Below are 23,648 nucleotides of genomic sequence, written 5' to 3'. Positions count from 1 at the left end.
GGGAGCGCGGCACGTGCTCCCCGGCCCCGGGCCTAGGCAGTCTCGACCAGGCTGCGGTAGCGGTCGTTCCACAGGTCCTCGTGCGCCTCGGGCAGCAGCAGGACGCGGTCCGGGCGCAGCGCGTCGAGGGCGTCCGGGTCGTGGGTGACCATCACCATCGCGCCCGGGTACTCGGCGACCGCGCGCAGCACCTCGTCCCGGGACGCCGGGTCGAGGTTGTTGGTCGGCTCGTCCAGCAGCAGCACGTTGGCGCCCGAGTGCACCAGGCAGGCCAGTGCCAGCCGGGTCTTCTCGCCGCCGGAGAGCACCCCGGCGGGCTTGTCCACGTCGTCCCCGCGGAACAGGTACCCGCCGAGCACCGAACGCACCTCGCTGTCCGTCAGCTTCGGTGCGGCGGCCGACAGGTGCGCGAACACGGTGCGGTCCGCGACGAGCGTGTCGTGCTCCTGCGCGAAGTAGCCCAGCCGCAGGCCCGGGCCGGCCACCGTCCGTCCGCCGTCCGGGAGTTCACGACCGGCGAGCAGCCGCAGCAGGGTGGTCTTGCCGGCACCGTTCGGGCCCAGCACCACCAGCCGGCTGCCCCGGTCCACCGCCAGGTCCACCCCGTCCAGCACCCGGTGGCCGCGGTAGGTCTTCGCCAGGCTGATCGCGCCCAGCGGGATCCGCCCGCACGGCGCGGGCTCCGGCAGCCGGATCCGTGCCGTCCGCTCGGCCTGTCGGACCTGTTCGGTCTCCGCCAGCAGCCGGTCCGCCCGGCGCGCCATCGACTGCGCGGCCATGGTGGTGCTCGCGTTGGCCCGCATCCGGTCGGCCTGCGCGTGCAGCCGCGCCGCCTTGCGCTCCGCGTTCGCCCACTCCCGGGCGCGCCGCCGCTCGTCCGCCGCCTGCTGCGTCAGGTACGTCGACCAGCCCGTGTTGTGCACGTCCAGTGCGGCCCGCTGCGGGTCCAGGTGGAACACCCGGTTCACCGTCGCGGAGATCAGCTCCAGGTCGTGGCTGATCAGCAGCAGCCCGCCCCGGTGCGACGCCAGGAAGCCGCGCAGCCAGCCGATCGACTCGGCGTCCAGGTGGTTGGTCGGCTCGTCCAGCAGCAGTGTGTCGTGCCCCGCGAACAGGATCCGGGCCAGTTCCACCCGCCGCTTCTGGCCGCCCGAAAGGTCGCCCACCGGCTGCTCCAGCAGCCGCTCGGGCAGGCTCAGGCCCGCCGCCACCCGGGACGCCTCCGCCTGCGCGGCGTACCCGCCGCACCGCTCGAACGCGGCCTCGGCCCGGGTGTAGCCGCGCATCGCGCGCTCCAGCGCGGCCCCTTCGGCCACGGCCATCGCGGCCTCGGCCTCGCGCAGCGCCCGCTGCGCCTCGTCCAGGCCGCGGGCGGACAGGATGCGGTCCAGTACCGGGGCGGCCGGATCCGCGACCCGGGAATCCTGCGGCAGGTACCCGGTCGACCCGGTGTGCGCCACGGCGCCGGCGGCGGGCTCGACCAGCCCGGCCAGGGTGGACAGCAGGGTGGTCTTCCCCGCGCCGTTCCGGCCGACCAGGCCGACGCGGTCGCCGGGGGCGAGGTGGAAGGAGATGTCGTGCAACAGCAGGCGCGCGCCGACGCGCACGTCGAGACCACTGACGGTGATCATGAGAGAAGACGCTCCGAAACAACAGCAAAAGGACACACGGGTGGCGTGGAAGCGGGTCCTGTTGCTAGGAGATGAAGAGCGTCGACATGGGCCCGAGGCTACGTCACCGGTCGGGCGGCATGCACCCGAATTTTCCGTTTCGGCAGGTCGGGCGGGGTTCGGCGCGAGCGTGCGGGCGGCCCGCTGTCCTCCGGGCCGCCGGTGTCGCCGTCGGCTACGCGGCCGGCAGCTCGTCGAGGCCTTCCTGGACCATCTTGGCGACGCGGTCCAGTGCGGCGTCCGCGCCCTCCGCGCTCGCGGAGAGGATGACGGTGTCGCCGCCCTCCGCGCCGAGGGTGAGGAGGCCGAGCATGGAGCCGGCGTTGACCGGGGTGCCGTTCTCCTTGGCGATGGTCATGGGGACGCCGGTGGCGGTGACGGCCTTGACGAAGACGGAGGCGGGACGGGCGTGCAGGCCCTCGGCCCAACCGATGGTGACGCGGCGCTCAGCCATGATGAGGTGCCTTTCAGGTGGTGCATGTTGTCTAGACCAGTGTTGCACGGCGCTGCTGACGGGGCCGGTCGCGAACAGGGCCAGCGTGCCGTGCGGGACAGGGCCGGCGCCACCAGGCTCGCCGAGGGCTACTCTGACGACCGTGGAGCACGACACCGCCAAGCACGCCACGGCGCGCGAAGAGGCCGAGCACGGTTATCCGCAGCACTGGGAGGCCGACGTCCTGTTGCGCGACGGCGGCACGGCCCGGATCAGACCGATCGCCGCGGACGACGCGGACCGGCTGGTGGAGTTCTACGAGCAGGTCTCGGACCAGTCGAAGTACTTCCGCTTCTTCGCCCCGTACCCGCACCTGTCCGACAAGGACGTGCGACGGTTCACGCACCACGACTACGTGAACCGGGTCGGCCTGGCGCTGGTGGTGCGGGACCGGTTCATCGCCACCGTCCGGTACGACCGGATCGACAAGGCGGGCATGCCGTCCACCACCGGCACGGACGCCGAGGTGGCGTTCCTGGTGCAGGACGCGCACCAGGGCCGGGGCATCGCGTCCGCGCTGCTGGAGCACATCGCGGCGGTCGCGCAGGAGCGCGGCATCCGCCGGTTCACCGCCGAGGTGCTGCCGGAGAACCGGAAGATGGTGAAGGTGTTCACCGACGCCGGCTACACCCAGCGGCGCAGCTTCGCCGACGGCGTGGTGCACCTGGAGTTCGACCTGGAGCCGACCGCCGCGTCGCTCGCCGTGATGCGGGCCCGTGAGCACCGCGCCGAAGCCCGGTCCGTGCAGCGCCTGTTGACGCCGCGGTCGATCGCCGTGATCGGGGTCTCGCGCAATCCGCAGTCGGTCGGCCGGGCACTGCTGCGGGACATCCGGGCGGGCTTCGACGGCCCGGTGTACGCGGTGAACCGCACCGTCGAGCCGGGCACCCTGCTGGACGGAGTGCCCAGCCACCGTTCGGTGCTGGCCGTCCCCGGGCCGATCGACCTGGCGGTGATCGCGGTGCCGGAGCCCGCCGTCCCCGGCACGGTCGCCGAGTGCGGGGCGCACGGCGTGCAGGGCCTGGTGGTGGTGACCGCCGGGTACGCCGAGACCGGCCCGGACGGACGGGACCGGCAGCGCGAGCTGGTCCGGCAGGCCCGGGCCGCCGGCATGCGGGTGATCGGCCCGAACGCGTTCGGCCTGATCAACACCGACCCCGAGCACCGGCTGAACGCCTCGCTCGCGCCCGTGCTGCCCGAACGCGGCCCGTTCGGCGTGTTCTGCCAGTCCGGCGCGATCGGCGTCGCCCTGCTGGAGGCCGCGCACCGCCGCGGCACGGGCATCTCCTCGTTCGCCTCGGTCGGCAACCGGGCCGACGTCTCCGGCAACGACCTGCTCCAGTACTGGGAGGAGGACGCCGCCACCGGCGTGGTGCTGCTGTACTTCGAATCCTTCGGCAACCCGCGGAAGTTCACCCGGATCGCCCGCCGACTCGCCGCCGCCAAGCCCGTGGTGGTGCTCAAGAGCGCCCGGCACACCGGCAGCCTGCCGCCCGGCCACGCCGTCCAACCCGCCGCCACCCGGCTGCGGGACGCCACCGTGGACGCGCTGTTCCAGCAGGCCGGCGTGATCCGGGTGGACACCATCACCGAACTCTTCGACACCGGCGAACTGCTGGCCGGCCAGCCGCTCCCGGCCGGCGGCAAGGTCGCCGTCGTCGGCAACTCCGACTCCCTCGGCCTCATCACCTACGACACCTGCCTGACCGCCGGCCTGCGCCCGCGGACCCCCGTCGATCTGACCACCGGCGCCAGCGGGGAGAACTTCCGGATCGCCCTGGACACCGCGCTCAGCGACCCCAAGGTGGACGCGGTGATCGCCGTCGCCATCCCGCCGATCGGCGTGCACACCCCCGAATCCGCGCCCGAACTGGTCGAGGACGCCCCCGAGATCGCCCAGGCCCTGCTGGACGCCGCCGAACGCGGCCGGGAACTCGGCAAGCCGCTGCTGCTCGCCCACCTCGCGCTGCCCGCCCTGGTCGCCCGGCTGCGCGCTGGGGGAGTGCCCGCCTACCCGGCCCCCGAGCGCGCCGTCCACGCCCTCGCCGACGCCGTCCGCTACGCCAAGTGGCGACGCCGCAGCGCCGAGGCCGAGGAGACCGCCCGGGTCCCCGAACTCGACGGCGTGGACGAGGCCGCCGCCGGCGCCCTGGTCGAACAGGCGCTGGGCAGCCGCGAGGCCGTCGCCGCCCGGCTGCAGTCCGGCGGGGCCCGCGTCACCCTGCCCGACGCGGACGCCGCCGCGCTGCTCGGCCACTACGGCATCAAGGTCAGCCCGACGCTGGCCGCGCCCGACGAGAGCACCGCCGTCAAGGCGGCGGCCACCCTCGGCTACCCCGTTGCGCTGAAAGCCACCGCCGACCACCTGCGCCACCGCCCCGACCTCGGCAGCGTCCGCCTCGACCTCATCAGCGAGGCCGAACTGCGCCGCGCGCACCGCGAACTCGACGCGCTGCTGGGCGGCGCCGCGCAGGCCGAACTGGTGGTGCAGCGGCTCGCCCCGCGCGGCGTGGACACCGTGATCGGCGCGGCCGTGGACCCGGCGGTCGGCACCATCCTGTCCTTCGGCCTGGCCGGCGCCCCCGCCGAACTGCTCGGCGACGTCTCCCACCGCCTGGTCCCGGCCACCGACCGGGACGTCGCCGAACTGATCCGCGAGGTCCGGGCCGCGCCGCTGCTGTTCGGCTGGCGCGGCGCGGAGGCGGTGGACACCGGCGCCCTGGAGGAACTGCTGCTGCGGGTCTCCCGCCTGGTCGACGACCTGCCGGAGATCGCCTCCGTCGACCTGGAACCCGTCGTCGTCGCCCCGCAGGGCCTCACCGTGCTCGGCGCCCGGGTCCGGATCGCCCCGCTGCCGGTCCGCACCGATCTGGGACCGCGCGCCATGAGCACGCTGTAACCTTGCGTGGTTGCCCGCCCGGCAGGAGCGGACGACCTCCGGTCCCGACGGCAGGACGACGGACCGGGCGACCCCGGCGCAGTGCCACCCGCCGGACCGGCGGGACATGCCAGGATGGAGATATGGCGAAGACCGGTACCACCACGCAGGACCTGCGGTCCGCGATCGAGCGCAGCGGCTACTACCCGGCGCTGGTCTCCGAGGCGGTGGAGTCCGCGGTGGGCCCCGAGCCGATCAGCTCGTACCTGGTGCACCAGGAGACCACCTTCGACGCGAACGAGGTCCGCCGGCACGTCACCGTGCTGGTGCTCACCCCGTCCCGTTTCGTGGTCAGCCACACCGACGAGCAGAACGGCGACGCGGCCACGCCCGTCCCGTACGCCACCACCTCCACCGAAACGGTCCGGCTGGACCGGATCAACTCCGTGGTGATCAGCCGCATGGTCGCCAACCCCGAGACGTACACCCCCGGCACCCTGCCCCGCGAGGTCGTCCTCACCATCGGCTGGGGCGCCGTGCAGCGCCTCGACCTGGAGCCGGCCGGCTGCTCCGACCCGAACTGCGAGGCGGACCACGGCTACACCGGCTCCGCCACCGCCGACGACCTGTCGCTGCGGGTCAGCGAGGCCGGGGACGGTCCCGAGACGGTCGCCCAGGCGCTGGTCTTCGCCCGGGCGCTGTCCGAGGCGACCGTGGCCAACGGCTGAGCCCGGTATGCATCACGGCTACGACTCGTTCGATCCGCTCGACCCCGCCGACGCGCCCGCACCGCGCTACGGCTGCGCCGCTCTCTCCGACCTGCTGCCGACCCTGGCGGCGGGCCTCGGCGTGCCCGGCTACCGGGCCACGCTGCCGCTGGAGCCCGCCGACCGGGTCTGCGTCTTCCTGGTCGACGGCCTCGGCTGGGAGCTGATCCGCCGCCACCCCGACTGGGCGCCGTTCCTCAACTCGCTGACGGCCGCGGGCTCGCCGATCACCGCCGGGTTCCCGTCCACCACCGCCACCTCGCTGGCCTCCGTCGGCACCGGCCTGCCGCCGGGGCAGCACGGCCTGGCCGGGTACACGGTGGCGATCCCCGGCCGCGGGCAGCTGATGAACCAGCTGCGCTGGCAGCCGTACGTGGACCCGCGCGGCTGGCAGCCCTACCCGACCGTCTTCGAACAGGCGCACCTCGCCGGGGTCGCCACCGCGCAGGTGTCCTCGCCGCTGTTCGCCACCACCCCGCTCACCCAGGTCGCGCTCTCCGGCGGCACCTTCCTCGGCCGCACCACCGGCGAGGAGCGGATGGACCGGGCCGCCGCCTGGCTGGCCGAGCACGACCGCGCCCTGGTCTACACGTACCTGAGCGAACTCGACGCCGCCGGGCACCGGTTCGGCGTCGACTCCGACGAGTGGCGGCTCACCCTGTCCACCGTCGACCGGCTCGCCCGCCGGCTCGCCGAACAGCTCCCGCCGCGCTCCGCCCTCTACGTCACCGCCGACCACGGCATGATCGACGTCACCGAGGAGAACCGGATCGACTTCGACGAGGACTGGGAACTCTCGGCCGGCGTCGCCCTGCTCGGCGGCGAGGGCCGCGCCCGCCACGTCTACGCCCACCCCGGCGCGGCCGGCGACGTGTACGCCGTGTGGAGCGAGGTGCTCGGCGAGCAGATGTGGGTCGCCACCCGCGAACAGGCCATCGCCGCAGGCTGGTTCGGCCCCGACGTCGACGAACGGGTCTACCACCGGATCGGCGACGTGGTGGCCGCCGCGCGCGACGACATCGCGATCATCGCCAGCCGCAACGAACCCGGCGAGTCCCAGATGATCGGCCTGCACGGCTCGATGACCCCCGTCGAACAACTCGTCCCGCTGCTCGAAGTCCGTGGCTGAGACCGGCCCGTCAACCACCCACGCCCGAAAGGCTGACGCTCCACCCATGGCTGAACTGGTGTTCTTCTCGGGCACGATGGACTGCGGCAAGTCCACGCTCGCCCTCCAGATGGACCACAACCACACCGCCCGCGGCCGGCAGGGCATCATCTTCACCCGCCACGACCGGGCCGGCGCCGCCACCATCTCCAGCCGCCTCGGCCTGCGCGCCGACGCGGTCGAGGTCGGCGAGGCCTTCGACTTCCAGGCGTTCGTGGTCAACCTGCTCTCCACCGGCGGCAAGGTCGACTACCTGATCTGCGACGAAGCGCAGTTCTTCTCCGCCGGTCAGATCGACCAACTCGCCCGCATCGTGGACGAGTTGGGCATCGACGTGTTCACCTTCGGGATCACCACCGACTTCCGCACCAAGCTCTTCCCCGGCTCCCAGCGGCTGATCGAACTCGCCGACCGGGTCGAGGTCCTCCAGGTCGAGGCACTCTGCTGGTGCGGCGCCCGGGCCACCCACAACGCCCGCACCGTCGGCGGCGTCATGGTGGTCGAGGGAGCGCAGGTCGTGGTCGGGGACGTCGCCGTCAACGAGGACGAGATCGGCTACGAGGTGCTCTGCCGGCGCCACCACCGCCGCCGGCTCACGGCAGCGACCGCCCGGGCCGCCGTGCTCTCCCCGGACGTCCTCCCGTTCGAGGGCTGACACCCCGTCAGGCTGTTCGCCGCGCCACAATGGCAGCATGACCTCGCCGCTGATCACCGCCGCCGAACTCGCCGCCGCGCTCGACTCCCCGCACCCGCCGGTGCTGCTCGACATCCGCTGGCAGCTCGGCGGCCCGCCCGGCGCCGAGGAGTACGCCAAGGGCCACCTGCCCGGCGCGCACTACCTCGACCTCGACCAGGAACTCGCCGACCCGCCGGGCCGGGCCGGCCGGCACCCGCTGCCGGAGACCGGCCGCCTCACGGCCGCGCTGCACCGGGCCGGCGTCACCTCCGGCCGCCCCGTCGTCGCCTACGACGCCGGGCCCTCGCTCTCCGCCGCCCGCGCCTGGTGGCTGCTCCGCTGGGCCGGCCACCCCGACGTCCGCGTCCTCGACGGCGGCCTCGCGGCATGGCGCGCCGCCGGGCAGACCCTGAGCACCGAGACGCCCGTCCCCGGGGACGGCGACTTCCGGGTCGAGCCCGGCTGGCTGCCCACCGTCGACGCCGCCGGCGCCGCCGAACTCGGCCGCACCGGGCTCCTGTTGGACGCGAGGGCGGGCGAGCGCCACCGCGGCGAGACCGAGCCCATCGACCCCCGCGCCGGCCACATCCCGGGCGCGACCTCCGCCCCCACGACAGAGAACCTCGCCGCCGACGGACGCTTCCTCCCCGCCGCGGAGCTCGCTTCCCGGTTCGCGGCCCTCGGCGTCACCGACCCCGCGAACACCGCCGTCTACTGCGGCTCCGGCGTCACGGCGGCACACCAACTCCTCGCGCTGGAACTCGCGGGCCACAAGGGCGCTGCGCTGTACCCGGGCTCCTGGAGCGAGTGGTCTGCCGACCCGGAGAACCCTGTCGCGATCGGGTGAGCCTTCAGGGGCTCGTCGGGGAGGTACGTACCCCCCCACGAGCCCCGAGGAATCCCTTACTCGGGCTTCTTGCGGCGGGAGCCGAACACGATCTCGTCCCAGCTCGGCACCGTCGCCCGCCGCCCCGGGCGGACGCCGTCCGCCTCGGCCTGGCGGTCCGTCGCGCCGACCATGCGGTCGCGGTGCGGGGAGACCGAGCGCGGCATGAGGATGTCCGCGTACGCGGAGCCCGCGCCGACGCTCGCCGCAGGCGCACTCGCGGGTTCCTCGATCTCCTCGGGCTCCTCGGTGACGGTGGTCTCCACGCTCGGCCCGACCGGGGTCAGGTCGCCGCGGTAGGAGGGCACGACGTCCAACAGACTGGTGAGGGAGTCCCGTTCGGGGGAGACCGCGGCGACCGCCTCGCGGTGCATGATGCGGTCGGCGGACGGGCGCTCGATCATCGGGCGGGTCGGCCGGTCGTGGGGGAGGCGGGCGATCCGCGGGATGAACGGGAAGACCGAGTCCTCCTCGCGTTCCACGTTCTCGCCGATCAGCGCGCGTGCCTCGTCGTCGTTCGGCTGCACCAGCCGTCGCGGCGGGTCGTAGGACCAGGCGGCACGCCGGTGTTCGCCCTCGGCGCGGTAGACGAGGATGACTTCCCAGGTGCCGTCGTCGCGGCGCCAGGAGTCCCAGCGTTCGGTGTCCTTCTCGGCGCCGCGCAGCGCGAGGCGCTCGGCGACGGCCTCGCCGAGCTGGGGGCCGGTGGACTCGCCGTGGCGGCGGATCGCCGTCTTGCGGGCCCGTTCGGCCATGAAGGCGCGCTCCGCCAGCACCGGACCCTCGAAGCGACGGACGCGTTCGACCGAGATGCCGGCGGCCTGGGCGACCTCCTCGGCGGAGGCACCGGCTCGTATCCGTGCCTGGATGTCTCGCGGGCGGAGGTGGCTCTCCACCTCGATCTCGATCTGGCCGAGCCGCGGCCGGTCACCCCGGACGGCGGCGCGCAGCCGCTCGTCGATCGGAAGGGTGTACTCCGTGCTGTCGGCAGCCTTGAGCACCAGCCGTGTGCCGTCGTTGCTGACGGCCACGACGCGCAGTTCGGGCACGGTTACCTCCCGGGTGGTGCCTGCCGACGTCACCTGCGTCGCTGCTCCCGTACTGAGTGTGGCCTGCCCGCTGGCGAGTGGCCACAACCTTGCAGAGTTACCCGGCGTGTCGGGCTTTCGCCCGTGCGCGCCGCTGTGGCACGGTTGCCTGTTTGCCACGTCGACGGTCGACATCGCACCCGGGCTCCCGGGCCGTCGTCCGACGGAGTGTCGACAGGCGGGACCGAAGGCTCAGGCTCCACGAACAGTACTCCATTCGTGGCATCCACAGGGGCGGCTCGCCGCTCAAGTCTCCCGCGAATCATCGGAATCTCCGGAGTGTGCACCCCATAGGACGGCCGGTGATCGGCGGACGGTGATCATCTTCACATATATCGCGCCGGAGGAACCGGATTTTCGACCCTTGTGTCCTTCTTTGGGCAAGATGGAGAGACTTGTTCGAAATTCCGCCACGCCGACCGAGGGACCGGGATGCCGCAGCAGAGGGAGCAGTTCGCGCACGGAGCGGCCGAGGCCGCGGAGAAGGGCGAGCGCAGACGGCTTGATCTGACGGTGACTCAGGTCGCGGCGAGTGCACTGGCGACGGTGGTCGGTGCGGTACTCGCCTCGGAACTCGGAGTGTACGGAACGATACTCGGCGCGGCCGTCGTCTCGGTGGGGGCGACGACCGGAAGCGCGGTCTTCCAGCACCTGTTCAAACGCACCGGGGAACAACTGCGCAACGTGGTGGATCGCGGCGCCGAATCCGCGCCCGTCCCGCACCCCCGGTCGGCTCCGGCGGGTGGAATCAGCGAGGAGTGGAACGCGCCGCGGCTGGTGCGGGCGAAACGCCGCTGGACGTGGAAGTCGTACACGGCAGTATCCGCACTGGTGTTCGTTATTGCGATGGTGCCGATCGTCGCGGTGGAAGTCGCCGCCGGAAAGCCGATGCACAACATCACCACCGGTCAGGACGGCGGCGGCACGTCGTTCAATCCGTCCCGCCCGTCCGGTGGCGACGGTGGCCACAAGGAGGAGAAGCAGCAGCAGCCCGCCCCGGCGCCTTCGTCGTCACCGAGCGTCGAGCCGTCCCGGCCGGGGCCCAGCGACCTTCCCTCGTCCGGGAGTTCCGCCTCGCCCAGCCCCTCGGCCCGGCCGTCCGGCAAGCCCGAGCCGACCGCCTCGCCCAGCGCCGGCGTCTCCTCGGCGCCCACCGGGGAGGCTCCTGCCCCGGCGGGTGGAGCCGCGCCCGAGGCGGGCGCGGCCGGCTGACGGGTCAGGTGCCGAGCACCCGGCGCAGGTAGTCGTTGGCGAACCGGCGCTCCGGGTCGACCTTGTCGCGCAGTGCCGTGAAGTCGCCGAAGTGCGGGTACACGGACGCCAGGTACTCGGCGTCCCGGGTGTGCAGCTTGCCCCAGTGCGGGCGGCCCCGGTGGGCCGTCATCAGCCGCTCCACCTCGGTGAAGTAGCCGAGTTCACGGGTGCCCCGGTACAGGTGGACGGCGATGTACACGCTGTCCCGGCCGTTCGCGGTGGACAGCCACAGGTCGTCCGCCGGGGCTGTCCGGACCTCGACGGGGAAGCTGATCCGCCAGTCGGAGCGCTCCACCAGCGCCTTGAGTTCGCGCAGCACGGTGGTGGCCGCCTCGCGCGGCACCGCGTACTCCATCTCGACGAAGCGGACCTTGCGGGGGCTGGTGTAGACCTTGTACGCCTGGTCCGTGAAGCGGCGCTCCGACCAGGCGCGGCTGGCGACCTGGGCGATGGTCGGGATGGCGCCGGGGAAGGTGCGGCCGACCCGGCAGACGCCCTCCCACACGGTGTTGGAGACGAAGTCGTCGTCCAGCCAGGCCTTGAACTTCGGCAGCGGTGCGGCCGGGCCCTGGCTGCGGTTGTTGCGCTTGGTCGAGCAGCGGTCGGTGTGCGGGAACCAGTAGAACTCGAAGTGCTCGTTGACGGCGGTCAGTTCGTCGAAGCTGTCGAGCACCTCGTCGAAGCCCATCGGCTTCTCGTGCGCGCCGAGCAGGAACATCGGCTCGACCGCGAAGGTCAGTGCGCTGATCACGCCCAGCGCGCCGAGGCCGAGGCGGGCGCCCTGGAAGAGTTCGGGGTTCTCGGTGGCGGAGCAGGTCTGCACCGAGCCGTCGGCGAGGACGATCTCCACCGCGCGGATCTGCGCCGCCAGCGAGCCGGAGTCCCGGCCGGTGCCGTGGGTGCCGGTGCTGGTGGCACCGGCCACCGTCTGCACCTCGATGTCGCCCATGTTGGTCAGCGACAGGTCGGCGGCGGCCAGCAGGCGGTTCAGCCGGTGCAGCGGCAGGCCCGATTCGACGGTGACGGTGCCCGCCGCGCGGTCGATGCCGCGCACCGCGGTCAGCCGGTCCGGGCGCACCATCACGGCGTCGCCGGCGGCGGCGATCGCGGTGAACGAGTGGCCCGAGCCGACCGCCTTGACGGGGCGGTCGGCCTCGGCGGCCGACGTGATCACGGCGGCCAGTTCCTCGACCGAGCCCGGCGCCGCCACCTGCGCGGGCCGCGCGCTCTGGTTCCCCGCCCAGTTCCGCCAGACCTCGGTCATCTCCAGAGCCCTCCCGCTCGCATGTCCTGCCTGCCGGTTCTACCGGTGGGTAGGGGGAGCGTAGTCACTGCCCCGCCTGCGGGTCCATGGTCCGAAGGGCCCAACATGAGGGAAGCTCATGTCGGAGTGGGGGCCACGACGGGAACTACGGCGAGACAGGCTCCGGCACGGCAAGCTGCTCGGCCTCGGCGAGCCGGCTGCGCAGCTTGGACATGCCCGCGTAGGCGGCGAGCGCGCCGAAGCCCGCGGCGGCGACCGGCACCCAGTAGCCGTTGGCCGCGCCGCTCGCGTCCACCACCAGGCCCGCGGCCGAGGAGCCGACCGCCACGCCGAGCGCCAGACCGGTGGTGGTCCAGGTCATGCCCTCGGTCAGCTGGGCGGCCGGCACCAGGCGCTCGACCAGCGCCATCGCGGTGATCAGGGTCGGCGAGATGGCCAGACCGGAGAGGAACAGCGCGGCGCCGACGCCGATCAGCGCCGCGGTGCCGTGCATCAGCTGGGCGGCCAGGATCAGCGGCACCATGCCGACGGCCATCACCGTCACGCCGATCAGGAAGCGACGGGCCATCGAACCGGAGAGCTTCAGGGTGCCGAACACCGCGCCGGCCAGGCAGGAGCCGAGCGCGTAGACGGCGAGCACCGGACCGGAGGCACCGGTGTGCTGCTGGGCCTTGGCGAAGGCGACGGTGACCACCTCGACCGAGCCGAACACGCCGCCGGTGGCGACCAGCGTCATCACCAGGATCCGCAGGCCCCCGTTGGCGATCGCGCTCGGCCCGTCATGATGGGCGGCTGGATGGACCGGCGGCTCGGTGCGCCGCTGGCCGGTGAACAGCAGGACACCGACCACCAGGAAGACCCCGGCCAGCAGGACGCCCGACTCGGGGAACACCGTGGTGGCCAGTGCCACCGCGAGGATCGGGCCGACGATGAAGCAGATCTCGTCCGCGACCGCCTCGAAGGAGTACGCGGTGTGCAGCTTCGGCGGCTCGTTCCGGTACAGGTGGGCCCAGCGGGCGCGGACCATCGACCCGGTGCTGGGCATCACGCCCATGCCCGCCGCGAACACGAACAGCGTCCAGTCCGGCAGCCCGGTGCGGGCGCCGAGCAGCAGGCCGGCCGCCGCCAGGACGGTCACCAGGGTGGCGGGCAGCGCGATCCGGCGCTGGCCGTGCCGGTCGACCAGGCGGGAGATCCACGGGCCGAGGATCGCGGCGGAGACCGCGAGGGTGGCGGACAGTGCGCTGCCGAGCCAGAAGGTGCCCTTCATCTCGGCGAGCATGGTGACGGTGCCGATCCCGGTCATCGAGATCGGCAGGCGGGCGATCAGCCCGGAGGAGGAAAAGGCAAGACTGCCGGGGGCGGCGAATATCTGGCGGTAGCTGGACAGCACGGGTGGCTCCGTCGGACGGGTGCGGCACGGGGATAGAGGTAAGGCACAACTATCGCTCACACAGCTTACGAACCGTGATCCATCGTCCGCACCCGGGATAATCCGGACACCGTGCCGCCGGCGGCCGTGCGCCGACCGCCCCGCCACGGGTGGCAGGATCGGGGCCATGTCCGACACGCGCACCCCCACCGACCCCGCGCCGTACGACGCGCTGCTGCTGCTGTCCTTCGGCGGGCCGGAGGGCCCCGAGGACGTGGTGCCCTTCCTGGAGAACGTCACCCGGGGACGCGGCATCCCGAAGGAGCGGCTGACCGAGGTCGGCAAGCACTACTTCCTGTTCGGCGGGGTCAGCCCGATCAACGCGCAGAACCGCGAGCTGCTGGCCGCGCTCCGCCAGGACTTCGCCGACCACGGCCTCGACCTGCCGGTGTACTGGGGCAACCGGAACTGGGCCCCGTACCTGGTGGACACCCTGCGGGAGATCGCCGACGCCGGACACCGTCGGGTGCTGGTGCTCGCCACCAGCGCCTACGCGGGCTTCTCGGGCTGCCGCCAGTACCGGGAGAACCTGGCCGACGCGCTCGTCCAGCTGGCCGCCGAGGGTCGGCCCGAGCTGACCGTCGACAAGCTCCGGCACTTCTACAACCACCCCGGCTTCGTGCAGCCGATGATCGACGCGACCCTCGCCGCGCTCGCCCAACTCCCGGACGGCACACGGGAGAAGGCCCGGCTGGCGTTCACCACGCACTCGATCCCGACCGCCATGGCGGAGACCTCCGGCGCCCCCGACGACCCGGCCCGCGGCACCCCCGGCGGCGCCTACGTCGCCCAGCACCTGGACGTCGCCCGGCTGATCGTCGACGCGGTCGCCGAGCGCACCGGCGTCACCGACCGGCCCTGGCAGCTGGTCTACCAGAGCCGCAGCGGCGCCCCGCACATCCCGTGGCTGGAGCCGGACATCTGCGACCACCTGGAGGCCCAGCACGCCGACGGCGCCGAGGCCGTGGTGATGGTGCCGATCGGCTTCGTCTCCGACCACATGGAGGTCAAGTACGACCTGGACACCGAGGCGGTGGCGAAGGCCGCCGAACTCGGCCTGCCGGTCGCCCGCGCCGCCACCGTCGGCGCCGACCCGAGGTTCGCCGCCGCCGTCCGCGAACTCGTCCTGGAACGGGCCGCCGCCCAGCGCGGCGAGCCGGTCACCCGCTGCGCACTGGGCGCCCTCGGCCCCAGCCACGACGTGTGCGCCACCGCCTGCTGCCCCAACCCGCGCGCCCCCCGCCCCGCCGCCGCCGAAGCCTGAACCCGGAGGACCGACCATGACCGACGACCTGCTGGACGACCTGCTCGCCACCGCCGTCGAGGCCGCCACCCGGGCCGGTGAACTGCTCCGCGACGGCCGGCCCGAGGACCTCGGGGTGGCCGCCACCAAGAGCAGCCCGGTGGACGTGGTGACCGAGATGGACCTGGCCTCCGAGAAGCTGGTGCTGGAACTGATCTCGGCCCGCCGCCCCGACGACGGCTACCTCGGCGAGGAGGGCGCCGACCGCCCCGGCACCAGCGGCGTGCGCTGGGTGGTCGACCCGCTCGACGGCACCGTCAACTACCTCTACGGGCTTCCCTCCTGGGCGGTCAGCGTGGCCGCCGAACTGGACGGCGAAGCGGTCGTCGGCGTGGTGTCCGTACCCGCCCGCGGCGAACTGTTCCAGGCGGTGCGCGGCCGCGGCGCCACGCTGAACGGCCGCCCGCTCGCCGTCCGACCCGCCCCGGTCCGGGGCCAGGCGCTGGTGGCGACCGGCTTCGGCTACCTGCGCGAGCGGCGGGTGCACCAGGCCGAGGTGCTGCACGCGCTGATGGGCGAGGTCCGCGACATCCGCCGGGCCGGCGCGGCCGCCGTCGACCTGTGCGACCTGGCCGCCGGCCGCTTCGACGGCTACTTCGAACGCGGCCTGGCCCCCTGGGACCGGGCGGCCGGCGTGCTGATCGCCCGCGAGGCCGGCGCGCTCACCGGCTCCCGCCCCGGCCTGCCCGCCGACGGCGAGCTCACCGTGGCCGCCCCGCCCGGCGTGTTCGAGCAGCTCCAGGCCCGCCTCGAAGAGCTCGGCGCCTGGCACGACTGACCCGGCCGCCCCGGCCCCGGCCGCGCGCGGACAGCGAAAAGCCCCGGCACGGGGACCGTGCCAGGGCTCGCTGGTGCGTTGTTGAGGGAGGGATCAGGCCGCGGAGCGGTGCGTTCCGAGCATCGGGTCGACGCCGTGTTCGGCGGCGAGGCGCTGGAGGTCCTCCAGCTCGGACTGCTCGACCTCGGCCAGGAACTCGTCCCCGGATTCGATCGCGCGGTGCAGATCCTGCTCGGCGTTCTTGATCCGCTGAAGGATTCCGGCGGTGAAGGCGTCCATACGGGCCCCCTTTTCCTGTGTCGGACGGGCACGGTCCGAGAAACCCCCCGGCACGGAATCGGATGAACCCCGGACGGGCACCCGACGACCGGTGCAGGATCCGGTCGGGTGCTCGGGCGGCGCGTGGGCCGCGACCCGGTGGCTCTCGATCCCAGGCCGGTGCGGATGGGGCACTCGGCGGGTAGTGGCCGTGATGGGCCGCAGTACGGGCATCACGGTGTGCACGTGTCCTCCCCGCCCGAGGGGCCGGGAAACCTCTACCCGTCGGAAAGTTGCCCGGGTCACAGTCCAAGCGGCATTCGAAGGCTCCGTTTTCGCCGTCGGCGCATCGGACTTACGACTGCTTTACCGCGCGACCAGGCAGGATGGAGGGACCGTCGGATCCGTCTGTCCGGATCCGCGCCCGGCGCACCACGGCCCGCACGGGCAGCACGGCCCGGGCCGCTCCAGGAGAAGGGACACCACCGTGCGGGTACTCGTCGTCGAGGACGAGCAACTGCTTGCCGAGGCCGTTGCCACCGGTCTTCGCCGGGAAGCCATGGCGGTCGATGTCGTCTACGACGGTGAGGCCGCGTTGCAGCGGATCGCCGTGAACGACTACGACGTGGTGGTGCTCGACCGGGACCTCCCACTGGTGCACGGCGACGACGTCTGCCGCCGGGTCGTCGAGCAGGGCCTCGCCACCCGAGTGATCATGCTGACCGCTTCCGGCGACATCAGCGACCGGGTCGAGGGCCTGGAGATCGGCGCCGACGACTACCTCCCGAAGCCGTTCGCGTTCAGCGAGCTGGTCGCCCGGGTCCGCGCCCTCGGCCGACGCGCCACCGTCCCGCTGCCCCCGGTGCTGGAGCGCGCCGGGATCAGCCTGGACCCGGGCCGCCGCGAGGTGATCCGGGACGGCAAGCCCGTCCAGCTGGCACCCAAGGAGTTCGCCGTGCTGGAGGTCCTGATGCGGGCCGGCGGCGCCGTGGTCTCCGCCGAGCAGCTGCTCGAAAAGGCCTGGGACGAGCACACCGACCCGTTCACCAACGTGGTCCGGGTCACCGTGATGACGCTCCGCCGCAAGCTCGGCGACCCGCCGGTGATCGTCACCGTCCCCGGCTCCGGCTACCGGGTCTGACACCCGTCCCCGCCGCCACCCCCACCGTCGTCTGAGAGGACTTCCCGGCCATGACCACCCCGCCACTCCCCGGCGGGGCCCCCGGCGCGCCCACTCCGGGCCCGGGCCAGGTGCCCCCGCGTCCGAACCACCCCCCGCGCCGACCCGCCCCGGGCCGCGACGACGACGCCTACCGGCCCGGCGACGGCCTGTTCGCCTGGCTGTCGCTGCGGCCCACCATCCGGATCCGGCTCACCCTGCTGTACGGCGGGATGTTCCTGATGGCCGGCGTGGTGCTGCTGCTGCTGATGTACTACTTCGTCCGCTCGGCGTTCCAGGTCGACCTGGTGCCGCACCTGACCCTCGGCCAGGGCGTCACCCTGCGGGCCTACGACGGCACCAACCTGACCACCCAGGGCGACCTGGACCGGTGGCTGGCGAACTTCCAGTCCACCCGCAGCAGCGAGGCGCTCTCCACCCTGCTGCGCAAGGCGCTCACCGCGCTGGTCTGCCTGGCCGTGATCGCCTTCGCGGTCGGCTACACGGTGGCCGGCCGGGTCCTGCACCCGCTCGGCCGGATCACCCGCACCGCCCGCGAGGTGGCCGGCTCCGACCTGCACCGCCGGATCAACCTGGACGGCCCGGACGACGAGCTCAAGGAACTCGCCGACACCTTCGACGAGATGCTGGAACGCCTCGACCGCGCCTTCGACTCGCAGCGCCGGTTCGTCGCCAACGCCTCGCACGAGCTGCGCACCCCGCTGGCGATCAACCGCACCCTGCTGGAGGTCCAGCTCTCCGACCCCAACACCTCGCCCGACCTGCAACAGCTCGGCAAGACCCTGCTGGCCACCAACGAGCGCAGCGAACAGCTGGTGGAGGGCCTGCTGCTGCTGGCCCGCAGCGAGAACGAGCTGACCGACCGCCGCCCGATCGACCTCGCCGAGGTCGCCCAGCGCGCCCTGGAACAGATCCGCCCCGAGGCCGGCAACCGCGAGGTCGAACTGCGCCCCGAACTGGCCACCGCGCCCGCCCACGGCAACGGCGTGCTGCTGGAGCGGATCGCGATCAACCTGCTGCAGAACGCCGTCCGGTACAACAGCCCCGGCGGCTGGGTGGAGATCACCACCGCCACCGTCCGCGGCGGGGGCGGCGAGCTGGTGGTGAGCAACACCGGCCCGGTGGTCCCCGGCTACGAGCTGGACCACATCTTCGAGCCGTTCCGCCGGCTGAAGAGCACCGACCGCACCCGCAGCGACAAGGGCGTCGGCCTCGGCCTGTCGATCGTCCGCTCGGTGGTGCGTGCCCACGGAGGCACCCTGGAGGCCACTGCCCGCCCCGGAGGAGGCCTGCGCATCCAGGTCCGTATCCCGTAGTCGCCGGACGGCGCTCCGCGCCGCCTGTGCCCGCACACGGCGTTTTCCCGCGCCGGGACGTCCTCGGCCGCCCCTGTCCAGCCCTTGTCGGAACGACATAAGCGCTGGACAGGGGCGGCTTGTCATTTGCGCCCGCAACAACTTACGGTGTCGTAACCTACGCATCCGTAGGTCCGCACCGCCCGCCAGCAGGTCCGCCCGCCCATCCGCAGGAGCAACCGCCGTGACCATCGCCCCCGTGCAGCGCACCGCAACGACCGCCTGGACCGACGACAGGCTGATCCTCGCGCTCGAAGAGGTCGTGGAGACCGAGCTCAACCGCCACCTCAAGGTGGCCAAGGAGTGGATGCCGCACGAGTTCGTGCCGTGGAGCCAGGGGCGGGACTTCGACGGCGTGCTCGGCGGCGAGGCGTGGTCCCTCGACCAGTCCAAGGTCACCCCGCTGGCCCGGATCTCGCTGGTGGTCAACCTGCTGACCGAGGACAACCTCCCCAGCTACCACCACGAGATCGCCACCATGTTCGGCCGCGAGGGCGCCTGGGGCACCTGGGTGCACCGCTGGACCGCGGAGGAGGGCCGGCACGGCATAGCGATCCGCGACTACCTGCTGGCCACCCGCGCCGTCGACCCGGTCGAGCTGGAGCGGGCCCGGATGGCGCACATGTCGGAGGGCTTCGAGTCCGACAACTCGCACAGCATGCTGCAGTCCGTCGCCTACGTCGCCTTCCAGGAACTGGCCACCCGGATCGCCCACCGCAACACCGGCCACCACTCCGGCGACCCGCTCTGTGACCAGCTGCTGGCCAAGATCGCCAACGACGAGAACCTGCACATGGTCTTCTACCGGAACCTGCTCAGGGCCGCCCTGGAGATCGCCCCCGACCAGGCCATGCGCGCCGTCGCCGACGTGGTGCTGAACTTCCGGATGCCCGGCCACGGCATGCCCGGCTTCGAGCGCTCCGCCGCCCAGATCGCCATCGGCGGCATCTACAACCTGCGGATCCACCACGACGACGTGCTGCAGCCCGTGCTGCGCCACCTGAAGGTCATGGAGATCACCGGCCTCGGCCCGGCCGGCCAGCAGGCCCAGGACGAGCTGGGCGCCTTCCTGGACGGCCTGAACACCCAGGCCACCCGCTTCGACGAGCGCCAGGCCGCGCTGCTCGCCCGTCGCGCCGCCGCGGCCGCCGCCCGGGCCTGAGCCCGGCCGCGCCACTCGCCCGCGCTGCTCGCCCGCAGCCGCCGGCGGTGGCTCGCGGCCTTCCGCGGCCCGCTGGAGTTCCCCGGAGCCGCTCGGCGCTTCCCGGAGCCGAGCGTGGTCGGGCGGACGCGGAGCGCATCTGTTCGATTCCGGTCGGTATGCGGACAATCCGACCGCGCGAGGTCGGGTCGAAAGGCCCGTTTTTGCGGGAAACGCCCGCACTCGCGCCAGATGTGACGAACGTCACACACCGCCGGGCGGCGCATTCGCGCCACCCGGCCGGGTGATCACCCGTTCGGGTGGGTCGGTTGCGCTCGGTCACCGCGCCGGGCCGTCGTCGGGATCACGAACCGCCGTCAAGAACCCTCCCCCCGGGCCGAGTTGTCGCCCATACCGCCGGAGGGTCGCCACCCAGCGTCACGAGTGCTGACGTGCGTCCCCGACCGGCTCACCCGCACGAGGGAACCCGTTCGGGCCCTGTTCGATCACCCCGAGAGGCCCCCGGCCGGGTGTCGATTGAGTAACAGGGCTTGAAGTAAGGCACAATCTCGGCCTCGGGTCGGGCACAAGACCGGCCCCCCAGGCGTTACGTGCGCTGGAGATACCGCACACACCCAAAGGGGGAGAGCGAAACATGGCAACGGACTACGACACCCCACGCAAGACCGATGACGACCTCAACGAGGACAGCATCGAGGAACTGAAGGCCCGCCGGAACGAAAAGGCCTCCAGCTCCGTCGACGTCGACGAGTACGACGCCAATGAGGGGCTGGAGCTTCCGGGCGCCGACCTCTCGAACGAGGAACTGTCGGTTCGCGTGCTGCCTCGGCAGGCCGACGAGTTCACCTGCATGAGCTGCTTCCTGGTGCACCACCGGAGCCAGCTCTACAGCGAGAAGAACGGCCAGCCGATCTGCCGGGACTGCGGCGCCTGAAAACGGCGCGGCACTGGCCCGGGCGGGCGAGACCCCTCCGCCGGCCCGGTACGCCGCCCCGTCCGGCCTTGAGCAGCGAGGCCGGAGGCAGAAGCAGCGACCGTCCCGAGCGGTCGCACCCGGCAGAGCGCGAACCGCGCGCCTGCACCCCTTGCAGAGCACGCAGACAGACCGAAAGGGACGACCCCACAGCAGTGGGGTCGTCCCTTTCGGTCTGTCCGGTCCGGTTGTTCCGGGGCGGTCAGCGGCTCCGGCCGCCCGCCGCCTCGCCCAGCGCGTCCGCCAGCCGCTGCGGCGACCGGGTCGAGAGGTACAGGTACGGCGTCGGGTCGGTCGGGTCCGTCACCGCGACCTTCAGCGCCGTCGGCACGTAGCTGCGCAGCAGCATGAACGCCCGCGGGTCGGCCTTCACCGAACGCCAGGCCATCGCGTCCTTCGGGTTCAGCACCTCGGCCTCGCCCAGCGCGCTCACCGGGATGCGGGCCTGCCCGGCCACCAGCGAGCCCTGCACCACCCGGATCCGCGCCGAGCCGTAGCTGCTCAGGGCCGCCGCCCCGGCGGCCACCCCCACGACCAGCCCGATCAGGGCGCCCAGGCCGCTGAAGCGGAGCATGATCAGCCCGAGCGAGAGCCCGAGCGACACGGGCAGCAGCCACCAGGACCGCGGGACGGTGAGACGTTCCTCGTACATGCCTCCCATTGTGGGCGCAGCACACGCCGAGCCCGGCGGCCGGGGCCCCTCGGCGCGCCTGTCCCGGCAAACTACCGACAGGTAGGGTCGCCGCTGTGAACGGATCGATCCCCACCCCCACCACCCCGCCCGCGGACGCGGTCCTGCCGGACCGTTCCCCGCTGGCCCCCGCACCCGGCACCGTCATCGGCGCCCACTACGACGACTGCTTCGGCTGCGGCCCGCACCACCCGCACGGTCTCCAGCTCACCGCCGTCGCCGGCGAAGAGCTCGACGTCACCGCGCAGTTCACCGTCAAGCAGGCCCACCAGGGCGGCCCCGGCCTGGCCCACGGCGGCATCCTGGTCAGCGCCATGGACGAGACCCTCGGCACCCTCAACTGGCTGCTCGGCGCCCCCGCCGTCACCGGCCGGCTGGAGACCGACTTCGTCCGCCCCGTCCCCGTCGACTCCGTGCTGCACATCCACGCACGGGTGACCGGCGTCCACGGCCGCAAGGTCTACAGCGCCGCCGAAGGCCGGATAGACGGCCCCGACGGGCCGGTCGCCATCCGCGCCCAGGCACTGTTCGTCCAGGTGAAGCTGGAACACTTCACCACGCACGGCCGTCCCGAGGACGTGCAGAAGGTCCTGGACGACCCGGACCGGATCAAAGTTGCCCGAGCCTTCGAGGTGAACCCGTGACCGACTCCGCCCGCCAGCCCGTCGACATCCTGATCCGCCGCCTCGACCCGGAGATCCCGCTCCCCGCCTACGAGCACCCCGGCGACGCCGGCGCCGACCTCCGCACCACCGAGGACGCCGAACTCCAGCCCGGCGAGCGCGCGCTGCTCCCCACCGGCATCTCCATTGCGCTACCGGACGGCTACGCCGCGTTCGTCCACCCCCGATCGGGTCTGGCAGCCCGTTGCGGAGTTGCACTGGTGAACGCCCCAGGGACGGTCGATGCCGGGTACCGTGGTGAGATCAAGGTGATCGTCGTCAACCTGGACCCTCGGGAGCCGGTCAACTTCAAGCGAGGCGACCGAATTGCCCAGCTGGTCATCCAGCAGGTCGAGAAGGCCCGCTTCCATGAAGTGGGTGAACTCCCGGGTTCGGTCCGTGCCGAAGGCGGGTTCGGCTCGACCGGCGGTCACGCCGCGGTCTAGCATGCGCCGCGGTCTCGGCTCAGCCGGGCAGCACGACGAGCGGTGGAAGAAGCGATGCAGTTGCAGCGATTTTCGGCCGGTCCGATGGGTAGCAGGTAGCAGATATTCGCGTTCGGTCTTGGATTCGGTCTTGGACCGGGAAGGACAGTGACCGTGTTCCGTCGTCGCAAGAGCGAGGACGCTGTCGAGCAGCTCGCCGAGGACGCCATCAGCGCCGACGAGACGGCCGATGACGTCGAGGGTTCCGTCGAGAACGAGAACGACACCGAACTCGACCCGGCCGACCGCGTCGGCCTCCCGCCGGCCCCGCGCCCCGACGGGCCGTGGGACCACTCCGAACTGGAGACGCCCGAAGAGGGCCGTGTCGACCTGGGCGGCCTGCTGGTCCCCGGCGTCGAGGGCATGGAGCTCCGGGTGGAGGTGGCCGGGGACTCGATCGTCGCCGCCACCCTCGTGCTCGGCAACAGCGCCATCCAGCTGCAGGCCTTCGCCGCCCCCAAGTCGGAGGGCATCTGGGGCGAGGTCCGCGAGGAGATCGCCAACGGCATCACCAGCCAGGGCGGCGTCATCGAGGAAGAGGAGGGCTCGCTCGGCTGGCACCTCCGGGCCCAGGTCCCCGTTCCGCTGCCGGACGGCACCCAGGGCGCCCAGCTGGTGCGCTTCGTCGGCTGCGACGGCCCGCGCTGGTTCCTCCGCGGCGTGATCTCCGGCCAGGCGGCCGTCCACCCCGAGATGGCCGGCATCCTCGAAGAGGTCTTCCGCCAGACCGTCGTCGTCCGTGGCGAGTCCCCCATGGCTCCCCGGGACCCGATCGTCCTGAAGCTCCCCGAGAACGCCCAGATGGTCGCCGACGGCGCCGCGGCCCCGGCCGAGGCCGACTCCCCTTACGCGGGCGGCTCCATCGACCCCTTCTCGCGCGGCCCCGAGATCACCGAGGTCCACTGACCTCCCGGACGTCCCGCGTCCCTCTTCCGCCCCCGCACCGTTCGCGTGCGGGGGCGGATTTGCTTTGCGGACGCCGATCCCCGTACAGTTCCGGAGTCGCACCGAGAGGGGCGAACGAAAGCAAGTCGGACTGAATGAAACTCCGGAAAACGGAGCGGAAAACATCTGATAAGCTGAGAACACGAAAGAACGAAGCGCCCGGAGGGCCGGTCGGAAGGCCACCTGAAGGAAGCGTCCGTTCCTTGAGAACTCAACAGCGTGCCAAAAGTCAACGCCAGATATGTTGACATCCCCGGCCGGTCCTCTGGATCGGTTGGAG

22 protein-coding genes are annotated in these 23,648 nt (G+C 72.6%); 15 read left to right on the top strand and 7 right to left on the bottom strand.

Annotated features, from left to right (window positions below; translation table 11 throughout):
* Positions 1 to 32 precede the first annotated feature (32 nt).
* Together ACFV4P_RS29770 and ACFV4P_RS29765 are read right to left on the bottom strand one after the other, a co-directional pair.
* Positions 33 to 1,631, bottom strand: a complete 1,599-nt coding sequence (locus tag ACFV4P_RS29770) for an ABC-F family ATP-binding cassette domain-containing protein (protein ID WP_380476373.1) — start codon at positions 1,629 to 1,631, stop codon at positions 33 to 35.
* Between the two features lie 214 nt (positions 1,632 to 1,845).
* Positions 1,846 to 2,124 carry an HPr family phosphocarrier protein gene (locus tag ACFV4P_RS29765; RefSeq protein ID WP_073817404.1) on the bottom strand — a complete coding sequence of 93 codons (279 nt, stop codon included), beginning with the start codon at positions 2,122 to 2,124 and terminating at the stop codon, positions 1,846 to 1,848.
* Positions 2,125 to 2,266: 142 nt separating this feature from the next.
* Between ACFV4P_RS29765 and ACFV4P_RS29760 the strand changes: the two genes are divergently transcribed.
* The 5 genes from ACFV4P_RS29760 to ACFV4P_RS29740 all read left to right on the top strand — a co-directional run bounded on the left by ACFV4P_RS29760 (position 2,267) and on the right by ACFV4P_RS29740 (position 8,499).
* Positions 2,267 to 5,062, top strand: a complete 2,796-nt coding sequence (locus ACFV4P_RS29760; RefSeq protein WP_380476372.1) for a GNAT family N-acetyltransferase — start codon at positions 2,267 to 2,269, stop codon at positions 5,060 to 5,062.
* Positions 5,063 to 5,184: 122 nt separating this feature from the next.
* On the top strand, positions 5,185 to 5,769 hold the full coding sequence (locus ACFV4P_RS29755) for a DUF5998 family protein (RefSeq protein ID WP_043909865.1): 585 nt from the start codon (positions 5,185 to 5,187) through the stop codon (positions 5,767 to 5,769).
* 7 nt (positions 5,770 to 5,776) lie between these two features.
* The gene (locus ACFV4P_RS29750) at positions 5,777 to 6,937 is read left to right on the top strand and encodes an alkaline phosphatase family protein (RefSeq protein ID WP_380476370.1); all 1,161 of its coding nucleotides are present in this window, start codon (positions 5,777 to 5,779) and stop codon (positions 6,935 to 6,937) included.
* Positions 6,938 to 6,983: 46 nt separating this feature from the next.
* Positions 6,984 to 7,631, top strand: a complete 648-nt coding sequence (locus ACFV4P_RS29745; RefSeq protein WP_380476368.1) for a thymidine kinase — start codon at positions 6,984 to 6,986, stop codon at positions 7,629 to 7,631.
* Between the two features lie 37 nt (positions 7,632 to 7,668).
* Entirely contained in the window at positions 7,669 to 8,499 is an 831-nt protein-coding gene (locus ACFV4P_RS29740; protein ID WP_380476366.1) for a sulfurtransferase, read from the top strand.
* A gap of 56 nt (positions 8,500 to 8,555) precedes the next feature.
* Here the strand turns inward: ACFV4P_RS29740 and sepH are convergent, their stop codons facing one another.
* Positions 8,556 to 9,620, bottom strand: a complete 1,065-nt coding sequence (gene sepH / locus ACFV4P_RS29735; protein WP_380476364.1) for a septation protein SepH — start codon at positions 9,618 to 9,620, stop codon at positions 8,556 to 8,558.
* Between the two features lie 438 nt (positions 9,621 to 10,058).
* On the opposite strand from sepH, the gene ACFV4P_RS29730 reads away from it, so the two are divergent.
* Complete coding sequence (locus ACFV4P_RS29730; protein ID WP_380476362.1) at positions 10,059 to 10,838, top strand: hypothetical protein; 780 nt, start codon at positions 10,059 to 10,061, stop codon at positions 10,836 to 10,838.
* A 4-nt stretch (positions 10,839 to 10,842) separates the two neighbouring features.
* On the opposite strand, the gene ACFV4P_RS29725 is transcribed toward ACFV4P_RS29730, so the two are convergent.
* A complete protein-coding gene (locus ACFV4P_RS29725) occupies positions 10,843 to 12,144 on the bottom strand; it encodes a D-arabinono-1,4-lactone oxidase (protein WP_380476360.1) in 1,302 nt (433 codons plus the stop codon).
* A gap of 145 nt (positions 12,145 to 12,289) precedes the next feature.
* The gene (locus ACFV4P_RS29720; RefSeq protein ID WP_380476358.1) at positions 12,290 to 13,537 is read right to left on the bottom strand and encodes an MFS transporter; all 1,248 of its coding nucleotides are present in this window, start codon (positions 13,535 to 13,537) and stop codon (positions 12,290 to 12,292) included.
* A gap of 166 nt (positions 13,538 to 13,703) precedes the next feature.
* Between ACFV4P_RS29720 and ACFV4P_RS29715 the strand changes: the two genes are divergently transcribed.
* Together ACFV4P_RS29715 and ACFV4P_RS29710 are read left to right on the top strand one after the other, a co-directional pair.
* Positions 13,704 to 14,840, top strand: coding sequence for a ferrochelatase (locus tag ACFV4P_RS29715; RefSeq protein ID WP_380476356.1), 1,137 nt, complete (start codon positions 13,704 to 13,706; stop codon positions 14,838 to 14,840).
* A gap of 16 nt (positions 14,841 to 14,856) precedes the next feature.
* A complete protein-coding gene (locus ACFV4P_RS29710; protein ID WP_380476354.1) occupies positions 14,857 to 15,657 on the top strand; it encodes an inositol monophosphatase family protein in 801 nt (266 codons plus the stop codon).
* A gap of 93 nt (positions 15,658 to 15,750) precedes the next feature.
* Here the strand turns inward: ACFV4P_RS29710 and ACFV4P_RS29705 are convergent, their stop codons facing one another.
* Positions 15,751 to 15,936 (bottom strand): hypothetical protein, encoded by a 186-nt coding sequence (locus ACFV4P_RS29705; RefSeq protein ID WP_073817364.1) that lies wholly within the window; start codon positions 15,934 to 15,936, stop codon positions 15,751 to 15,753.
* A 466-nt stretch (positions 15,937 to 16,402) separates the two neighbouring features.
* Here ACFV4P_RS29705 and ACFV4P_RS29700 point away from each other — a divergent pair, with 466 nt between their 5' ends.
* The 4 genes from ACFV4P_RS29700 to ACFV4P_RS29685 all read left to right on the top strand — a co-directional run bounded on the left by ACFV4P_RS29700 (position 16,403) and on the right by ACFV4P_RS29685 (position 20,546).
* Entirely contained in the window at positions 16,403 to 17,056 is a 654-nt protein-coding gene (locus tag ACFV4P_RS29700) for a response regulator transcription factor (protein ID WP_030458051.1), read from the top strand.
* A 50-nt stretch (positions 17,057 to 17,106) separates the two neighbouring features.
* Entirely contained in the window at positions 17,107 to 18,411 is a 1,305-nt protein-coding gene (locus tag ACFV4P_RS29695) for a sensor histidine kinase (protein WP_380476351.1), read from the top strand.
* 223 nt (positions 18,412 to 18,634) lie between these two features.
* Positions 18,635 to 19,612, top strand: a complete 978-nt coding sequence (locus tag ACFV4P_RS29690) for an acyl-ACP desaturase (protein ID WP_380476349.1) — start codon at positions 18,635 to 18,637, stop codon at positions 19,610 to 19,612.
* A gap of 634 nt (positions 19,613 to 20,246) precedes the next feature.
* Entirely contained in the window at positions 20,247 to 20,546 is a 300-nt protein-coding gene (locus ACFV4P_RS29685; protein ID WP_014138508.1) for a DUF4193 domain-containing protein, read from the top strand.
* A 241-nt stretch (positions 20,547 to 20,787) separates the two neighbouring features.
* Here ACFV4P_RS29685 and ACFV4P_RS29680 read toward each other — a convergent pair whose 3' ends face one another.
* A complete protein-coding gene (locus tag ACFV4P_RS29680) occupies positions 20,788 to 21,237 on the bottom strand; it encodes a DUF3093 domain-containing protein (RefSeq protein WP_380476347.1) in 450 nt (149 codons plus the stop codon).
* A gap of 95 nt (positions 21,238 to 21,332) precedes the next feature.
* On the opposite strand from ACFV4P_RS29680, the gene ACFV4P_RS29675 reads away from it, so the two are divergent.
* The 3 genes from ACFV4P_RS29675 to ACFV4P_RS29665 all read left to right on the top strand — a co-directional run bounded on the left by ACFV4P_RS29675 (position 21,333) and on the right by ACFV4P_RS29665 (position 23,329).
* Positions 21,333 to 21,920, top strand: coding sequence for a PaaI family thioesterase (locus ACFV4P_RS29675; RefSeq protein ID WP_380476345.1), 588 nt, complete (start codon positions 21,333 to 21,335; stop codon positions 21,918 to 21,920).
* Positions 21,917 to 22,384, top strand: coding sequence for a dUTP diphosphatase (gene dut, locus ACFV4P_RS29670; protein WP_073817349.1), 468 nt, complete (start codon positions 21,917 to 21,919; stop codon positions 22,382 to 22,384). The genes ACFV4P_RS29675 and dut overlap by 4 nt, the downstream gene beginning before the upstream one ends.
* A 153-nt stretch (positions 22,385 to 22,537) precedes the next feature.
* On the top strand, positions 22,538 to 23,329 hold the full coding sequence (locus ACFV4P_RS29665; protein ID WP_380476342.1) for a DUF3710 domain-containing protein: 792 nt from the start codon (positions 22,538 to 22,540) through the stop codon (positions 23,327 to 23,329).
* The last annotated feature ends 319 nt before the right edge of the window (positions 23,330 to 23,648 follow it).

It is taken from the genome of Kitasatospora sp. NPDC059795 (assembly GCF_042732175.1).
Taxonomy (GTDB): Bacteria; Actinomycetota; Actinomycetes; order Streptomycetales; family Streptomycetaceae; genus Kitasatospora.
This window is presented reverse-complemented; position numbering and strand designations above follow the sequence as displayed.

Coding starts and splice junctions, on each gene's coding strand:
- ACFV4P_RS29695 (WP_380476351.1), top strand. CDS start 17,107: ATGACCACCCCGCCACTCCCCGGCGGGGCCCCCGGCGCGCCCACTCCG.
- ACFV4P_RS29710 (WP_380476354.1), top strand. CDS start 14,857: ATGACCGACGACCTGCTGGACGACCTGCTCGCCACCGCCGTCGAGGCC.
- ACFV4P_RS29770 (WP_380476373.1), bottom strand. CDS start 1,631: ATGATCACCGTCAGTGGTCTCGACGTGCGCGTCGGCGCGCGCCTGCTG.
- ACFV4P_RS29725 (WP_380476360.1), bottom strand. CDS start 12,144: ATGACCGAGGTCTGGCGGAACTGGGCGGGGAACCAGAGCGCGCGGCCC.
- ACFV4P_RS29680 (WP_380476347.1), bottom strand. CDS start 21,237: ATGTACGAGGAACGTCTCACCGTCCCGCGGTCCTGGTGGCTGCTGCCC.
- ACFV4P_RS29685 (WP_014138508.1), top strand. CDS start 20,247: ATGGCAACGGACTACGACACCCCACGCAAGACCGATGACGACCTCAAC.
- ACFV4P_RS29730 (WP_380476362.1), top strand. CDS start 10,059: ATGCCGCAGCAGAGGGAGCAGTTCGCGCACGGAGCGGCCGAGGCCGCG.
- ACFV4P_RS29705 (WP_073817364.1), bottom strand. CDS start 15,936: ATGGACGCCTTCACCGCCGGAATCCTTCAGCGGATCAAGAACGCCGAG.
- ACFV4P_RS29740 (WP_380476366.1), top strand. CDS start 7,669: ATGACCTCGCCGCTGATCACCGCCGCCGAACTCGCCGCCGCGCTCGAC.
- ACFV4P_RS29715 (WP_380476356.1), top strand. CDS start 13,704: ATGTCCGACACGCGCACCCCCACCGACCCCGCGCCGTACGACGCGCTG.
- ACFV4P_RS29755 (WP_043909865.1), top strand. CDS start 5,185: ATGGCGAAGACCGGTACCACCACGCAGGACCTGCGGTCCGCGATCGAG.
- ACFV4P_RS29750 (WP_380476370.1), top strand. CDS start 5,777: ATGCATCACGGCTACGACTCGTTCGATCCGCTCGACCCCGCCGACGCG.
- ACFV4P_RS29745 (WP_380476368.1), top strand. CDS start 6,984: ATGGCTGAACTGGTGTTCTTCTCGGGCACGATGGACTGCGGCAAGTCC.
- ACFV4P_RS29765 (WP_073817404.1), bottom strand. CDS start 2,124: ATGGCTGAGCGCCGCGTCACCATCGGTTGGGCCGAGGGCCTGCACGCC.